5 protein-coding genes are annotated in these 5473 nt (G+C 74.6%); 3 read left to right on the top strand and 2 right to left on the bottom strand.

Translation table 11 applies throughout. The annotated features are described in order from the left end of the window. Positions 1–122: 122 nt before the first annotated feature. On the bottom strand, positions 123–1145 hold the full coding sequence (locus PKA89_RS20155; protein ID WP_324422641.1) for an NAD-dependent epimerase/dehydratase family protein: 1023 nt from the start codon (positions 1143–1145) through the stop codon (positions 123–125). Beyond that, on the bottom strand, positions 1145–1864 hold the full coding sequence (lepB, locus tag PKA89_RS20150) for a signal peptidase I (RefSeq protein ID WP_324422639.1): 720 nt from the start codon (positions 1862–1864) through the stop codon (positions 1145–1147). Before lepB ends, PKA89_RS20155 begins: the two co-directional genes overlap by 1 nt. A 74-nt stretch (positions 1865–1938) precedes the next feature. Here lepB and PKA89_RS20145 point away from each other — a divergent pair, with 74 nt between their 5' ends. The 3 genes from PKA89_RS20145 (at position 1939) to ftsY (ending at position 5426) form a co-directional block, all read left to right on the top strand. Then, entirely contained in the window at positions 1939–2151 is a 213-nt protein-coding gene (locus PKA89_RS20145; protein WP_324422637.1) for a hypothetical protein, read from the top strand. Between the two features lie 67 nt (positions 2152–2218). Then, positions 2219–4171, top strand: a complete 1953-nt coding sequence (locus PKA89_RS20140; RefSeq protein WP_324422635.1) for a M13-type metalloendopeptidase — start codon at positions 2219–2221, stop codon at positions 4169–4171. Positions 4172–4220: 49 nt separating this feature from the next. Further along, complete coding sequence (gene ftsY / locus PKA89_RS20135) at positions 4221–5426, top strand: signal recognition particle-docking protein FtsY (RefSeq protein ID WP_324422633.1); 1206 nt, start codon at positions 4221–4223, stop codon at positions 5424–5426. The last annotated feature ends 47 nt before the right edge of the window (positions 5427–5473 follow it).

The following is a 5473-nucleotide window of genomic DNA, read 5'->3' as shown; positions in this document are numbered from 1 at the left end:
AGTCACACCCGAGGCGGTCGACCACAGCCCAGCACCATCAGGCTGCGCTGTCGATACTCACAGTCAGCCCACGCGGCCCACTGAGGGCCGGGGCTGTCCTGGGAACCCGGGGGAGCCGCGGGTCAGGGGCGGCCTCGTCGGGCGTGCCAGGCGGCGAGGAGGGCGCGCTCGTCGTCGTCCTCGAGGCCCGTCCGGCGCGGCTGGTCCGCCGGACGCGTCTCCTCCCAGGCCAGCGTGTCCCGCAACGTCTCCGCGAGCGGCCGGTGGGTCAGCCCGAGACCATGTGCCGCGTCGCCGCGGCGGGCCGCGAAGCCGGCGTACTCGGGGAACGGCAGCCACAGGGGGAGCGAGCGGGGACCCATCCACGCGTCGACCCCCTGCTCGGAGAGCCACGCCGGGTCGGCGGCCACCGCGTCGACCTCCGTGGCGGCCGGCCCGGCGGCCTCGCGGGAGACCGCGAGCAGGTCGGCGAGCGTCGTCGTCGGGCCGACCGCGTCGACCACCCCGGCGACACCCTCCTCACCGCAGCGCACGAGCCAGTCGGCGAGGTCGCGGACGTCGAGCACCTGGCTCGGGGCGGACGGGTCGTCCGGCACCAGCACCTGTCCCGGGGCCGCCGGGTGGGCGAAGCGCCACGGGTACCAGCCGGTGCGCCCCGAGGTGTCCCCCGGGCCGCCGATCAACCCGGACCGCGCAACGAGCACCCGGTCCGCACCGAGCGCGTCGAGGACCGCCCGCTCGCAGGCGACCTTCGCGCCGCCGTAGGCGTCCGGGTCCTCGCCGCCGACGTCGCGGGGTTCGAGGAGGGGCGTGGACTCGTCGGCCCCGGGGACCGAGTGGTCGGCGTAGACGTTGCCGGTCGAGACGAACCCCCAGTGGGCGCTGCGGTCGGCCAGCGCCGCGACGGCCCGCCGTACCTGCCCCGGGTCGCGGGCGACGTCGACGACCGCGTCCCAGTGCTCGTCCTCGACGCCACCGAGCCCGCCCGCCGGGTCGTCGCGGTCCGCGCGGACCAGTCGCGCGCCGTCGGCCACCTGGCCCGACGAACCGCGCGCCACGCAGACGACGTCGTGGCCGCGGGCGAGCCCGGCGCGGGCCACCTCCCGGCCGAGGAACGCGGTGCCACCGAGGACGAGGAGTCGCATCAGTGCCGGATCCCGCCGACGTCGCCCGGTGGCCAGAACCGCAGGACGACCGGACCGACCACCCGGTCCATCGGCACGAAGCGGGCGCACTCCCCGCCGCCCTCGGTCGACCCGCGGCAGCCGAGGACCGAGTCGGCCGACTGCGAACGGTGGTCGCCGAGGACCAGCAGGTTCTCCTTCGGCACCGTGATCTCGGGGAAGCAGCGCGTCGAGCGCGGCGAGCTCGAGCAGTCGAGGCTGCCGGCCGTGAACGGGAGGTCCTCGACGACGTACGGCTCGCTGAGCGGCTGGTCGTCGACGGTCACCCGGCCGTCGACGCTGCAACAGGCGACCCGCTCGCCCGGCAGGCCGATGACCCGCTTGACCGTGTAGGCGGTGTTGCTCGGGCCGATGCCGACGACGTCGCCGACGGCCCGGGCCGCCCGCACGAACGGGTTGCCCGACGCGGGCAGGCGCCGCTCCTGCCACGTGGCGCCGTGCCCGAAGACGACGACGTCACCCCGGTCGACGTGCTCGTCGAGCCGGTTGACGAGGATGCGGTCGCCGATGTGGAGGGTGTCCTCCATCGACTGCGACGGGACACCGAACGGCTTGGCGACGAAGGCCTGGACCAGGGCCACCGCGACGAGGACGACGAGCACCTCGAAGAACCACGGCAGTCGGCGCCGGCGCCGGGGGCGCGGGGTCGGCTCGGCCGCCACGGTGTCGACACCGGTCACGCGCGTCACCCTAGTCGGGTGCCGTCACAGGTGTCGATTTGGCCACGCCCGCCCCGCCTCGCGAGAATGGGCCCATGGTCGCGGTGATCCTCACGATGCTCCTCCTGCTCGCCCTCGCCCTCGCCGTCCTCGCCGCCGTGGCCGTCCCCGCCCGCCGCGCCGGGCGGGAGCTGCTCACCGACCGCGGCCAGGCCGCCCTCGAGGGCCTGCGTGAGCGGGGCGCCGCCGGGACCGACGGCGGCACGGCCACCGGGCCCGGCGCGGACCGCGCCACCGTCACCGTCTGACGCCCGGCACCGCTCCGCCGGGGTGTGGTCGAATGAGGCCAACCCCGAGAGTGAAGGAGCGACCCCGATGAGGTCCGGCATCGAGTTGTCCGCCGTCGACGAGACGGTGCGGCCCCAGGACGACCTGTTCGCGCACGCCAACGGAACCTGGGTCGCGCGCACCGAGATCCCGGAGGACCGCGGGCGCTACGGCACCTTCGACATGCTGCGCGAGGCCGCCGAGGAGCACGTGCGGACCATCATCGAGCGGGTCGCCGCCGGGGCGCCCACCGACGGCTCGGTCGCCGCCAAGGTCGGTGACCTCTACTCGAGCTTCATGGACGAGGAGCGGGTCGACGCACTCGGCGCGGGACCGGTCCTCGACGACCTCGAGCGCGTCTCGCGGGTCCGCGACGCCTCCGACCTCATGCGCCTGCCCGGCGAGCTCGCCCGCGACGGCGTGCCCGGTCCGGTCATCCCGTTCGTCAACACCGACGACCGCGACCCCGACCGCTACGTCGTCTACCTCGAGCAGGCCGGCCTCGGGCTCCCGGACGAGTCGTACTACCGCGAGCCGCAGCACGCGGCCATCCTCGAGGCCTACACCCCGCACGTCGCCCGGATGCTCGAGCTCGTCGGGCACCCGGGCGCCCAGGGCGCCGCCGAGCGGGTCGTCGCGCTCGAGACCCGGCTCGCGGCCGGGCACTGGGACAAGGTGACCAACCGCGACCCGGTCAAGACCTACACCCTCGTCGACCGTGCCGGCCTCGAGGCCCTCGCCCCCGGCATCGACTGGACCGCCTTCCTCGAGGGGATGCAGGCCCCGGCGCGCACCTTCGGTGCCGTCGTCGTCCGCCAGCCCGACTACCTGCGGGCCCTGGCCGAGGCGCTCGCCGAGGAGCCGGTCGAGGCGTGGCGCGACTGGCTCGCCTGGCACGTCGTCCACGCGCACGCGCCGTACCTGTCCTCGCCGTTCGTCGAGGAGAACTTCGACCTCTACGGCCGCACGCTCTCCGGGGTGCCGCAGCTACGGGCCCGGTGGAAGCGCGCGGTGACCCTCGTCGAGGGCGCCCTCGGCGAGGCCGTCGGGCAGCTGTACGTCGAGGAGCACTTCCCGCCGCACGCCAAGGAGGCGATGCTCCACCTCGTCGACAACCTCGTCGAGGCCTTCCGCCGCAGCCTGTCCTCGGTGCCGTGGATGGGGGAGGCGACCCGGCGCGAGGCGCTGGCCAAGCTCGAGGCGTTCACGCCGAAGATCGGCTACCCGGACACCTGGCGCGACTACACGGCGCTCACCGTCGACGCCCGCGACCTGCTCGGCAACGTCCGGCGCGCGAACGCCTTCGAGACCGACCGCAACCTCGCCAAGCTCGGCGGCCCGGTCGACCGCGACGAGTGGTTCATGACGCCGCAGACGGTCAACGCCTACTACAACCCCGGGATGAACGAGATCGTCTTCCCCGCGGCCATCCTCCAGCCGCCGTTCTTCGACGTCGAGGCCGACGACGCCGCCAACTACGGCGGCATCGGCGCGGTCATCGGCCACGAGATCGGCCACGGCTTCGACGACCAGGGCTCGCAGTTCGACGGCCGTGGCGAGCTGCGCGACTGGTGGACCACCGAGGACCGCACCCGGTTCCAGGCGCTCGCGGACGCCCTGATCGGCCAGTTCTCGGTGCTCGAGTCGCGCGACGCGCCCGGCACGCCGGTCAACGGCGCGCTGACCGTCGGCGAGAACATCGGCGACCTCGGCGGCCTGACCATCGGCTACGCGGCCTACCGGATCTCCCTCGGCGACGAGCCGGCCCCCGAGCTCGACGGCCTGAGCGGCGCGCAGCGGTTCTTCCTCGGCTGGGCGCAGATCTGGCGGGGCAAGGCACGCACGGCCGAGGCCGAGCGGCTCCTCGCGATCGACCCGCACAGCCCGATGGACCTGCGTGCCAACGCGGTCCGCAACCTCACCGAGTTCCACGAGGCCTTCGGCACCGCGCCCGGCGACGGGATGTGGGTGCCGGAGGAGGAGCGCGTGCGCATCTTCTGAACGCACGCCCGAGTTGGGTCCCGCCCCCCGCGCTTGACAGGATGACCGGGTGAACGAGTCGATCTGGACCTACGTGGGCATCGCCGTCGCCGTCCTCCTCGTCGTCGGAGGGGTCGTCCTCGGCCTGCTCCGCGGGCGCGGCGGCACCGCCGAGCGGGAGCTCGAGACGCGTGAGCAGCCCGAGGTCCCGGGCACCCCCGGACCCGCCGACGCCGACCTCGCCCCGGACGGCGCGATCGGCACGATCGAGCACCCCGGGGAGGTCGTCGACGACGACCCGCTGGCCCCACCGGCCCCGGCGCCGGCGCCTGCCCCGACCGTCGAGACGCCCGAGGCGCCCGCCGGGCGGCTGCGGCGGCTGCGGGCCCGGCTGGCCCGCTCCAACACCGCGATCGGCCGGGGCCTGCTCACCCTCCTCGCCGGTGGCCGCCTCGACGACGCGGCGTGGGAGGAGGTCGAGGACACCCTCCTCGCCGCCGACCTCGGGGTGCAGGCGAGCACCGAGCTCGTCGAGGTCCTGCGCACCCGGGTCGCCGTCGACGGCGCCGGCGACGAGGCGTCGGTCCGCGCGATGCTGCGCGAGGAGCTGCTCCGCCTCGTCGATCCCTCGATGGACCGTTCGCTCGCGGACGAGCGCGTCGGCGACCGGCCGGCGTGCATCCTCGTCGTCGGGGTCAACGGCACCGGCAAGACGACCACCGTCGGCAAGCTCGCCCGGGTGCTCGTCGCCGAGGACAAGGACGTCGTCCTCGGCGCCGCCGACACCTTCCGTGCCGCCGCCGCCGACCAGCTCGAGACCTGGGGCGGACGCGTCGGGGTGCCGACGGTCCGGTCGGACCGCGAGGGTGCCGACCCCGCCGCCGTGGCCTTCGACGCCGTCCGGACGGCCGCCGAGATGGAGGCCGACGTCGTGCTCGTCGACACCGCCGGCCGGCTGCAGAACAAGGTCGGCCTCATGGACGAGCTCGGCAAGGTCAAGCGGGTCATCGAGAAGCAGAGCCCCGTCGACGAGGTGCTCCTCGTCCTCGACGCGACGACCGGCCAGAACGGCATGAGGCAGGCCGAGGTGTTCGCCGAGGTCGTCGGCATCACCGGCATCGTCCTCACCAAGCTCGACGGCACCGCGAAGGGCGGCATCGTCGTCGCCGTGCAGCGGGCCCTCGGGGTGCCGGTCAAGCTCGTCGGGCTCGGCGAGGGCCCGGACGACCTCGCGCCGTTCGACCCCGAGGCCTTCGTGGACGCGATCCTCGACTGATATGTAGCGGTTTCCTGTCAAGTGGGCAGGGTGAGGCGCCGCCGGGC

The sequence above is a fragment of the Phycicoccus sp. genome, assembly GCF_035325325.1.
In the GTDB taxonomy this organism is placed as follows: domain Bacteria; phylum Actinomycetota; class Actinomycetes; order Actinomycetales; family Dermatophilaceae; genus Phycicoccus.
Note: the sequence above shows the minus strand (reverse complement) of the source record. Positions and strands in the feature narration are given on the sequence as shown.

What these genes read in the sequence shown, in the direction of transcription:
- PKA89_RS20145 (WP_324422637.1), top strand. Translation starts at nt 1,939, where the DNA reads ATGGTCGCGGTGATCCTCACGATGCTCCTCCTGCTCGCCCTCGCCCTC.
- PKA89_RS20155 (WP_324422641.1), bottom strand. Translation starts at nt 1,145, where the DNA reads ATGCGACTCCTCGTCCTCGGTGGCACCGCGTTCCTCGGCCGGGAGGTG.
- PKA89_RS20140 (WP_324422635.1), top strand. Translation starts at nt 2,219, where the DNA reads ATGAGGTCCGGCATCGAGTTGTCCGCCGTCGACGAGACGGTGCGGCCC.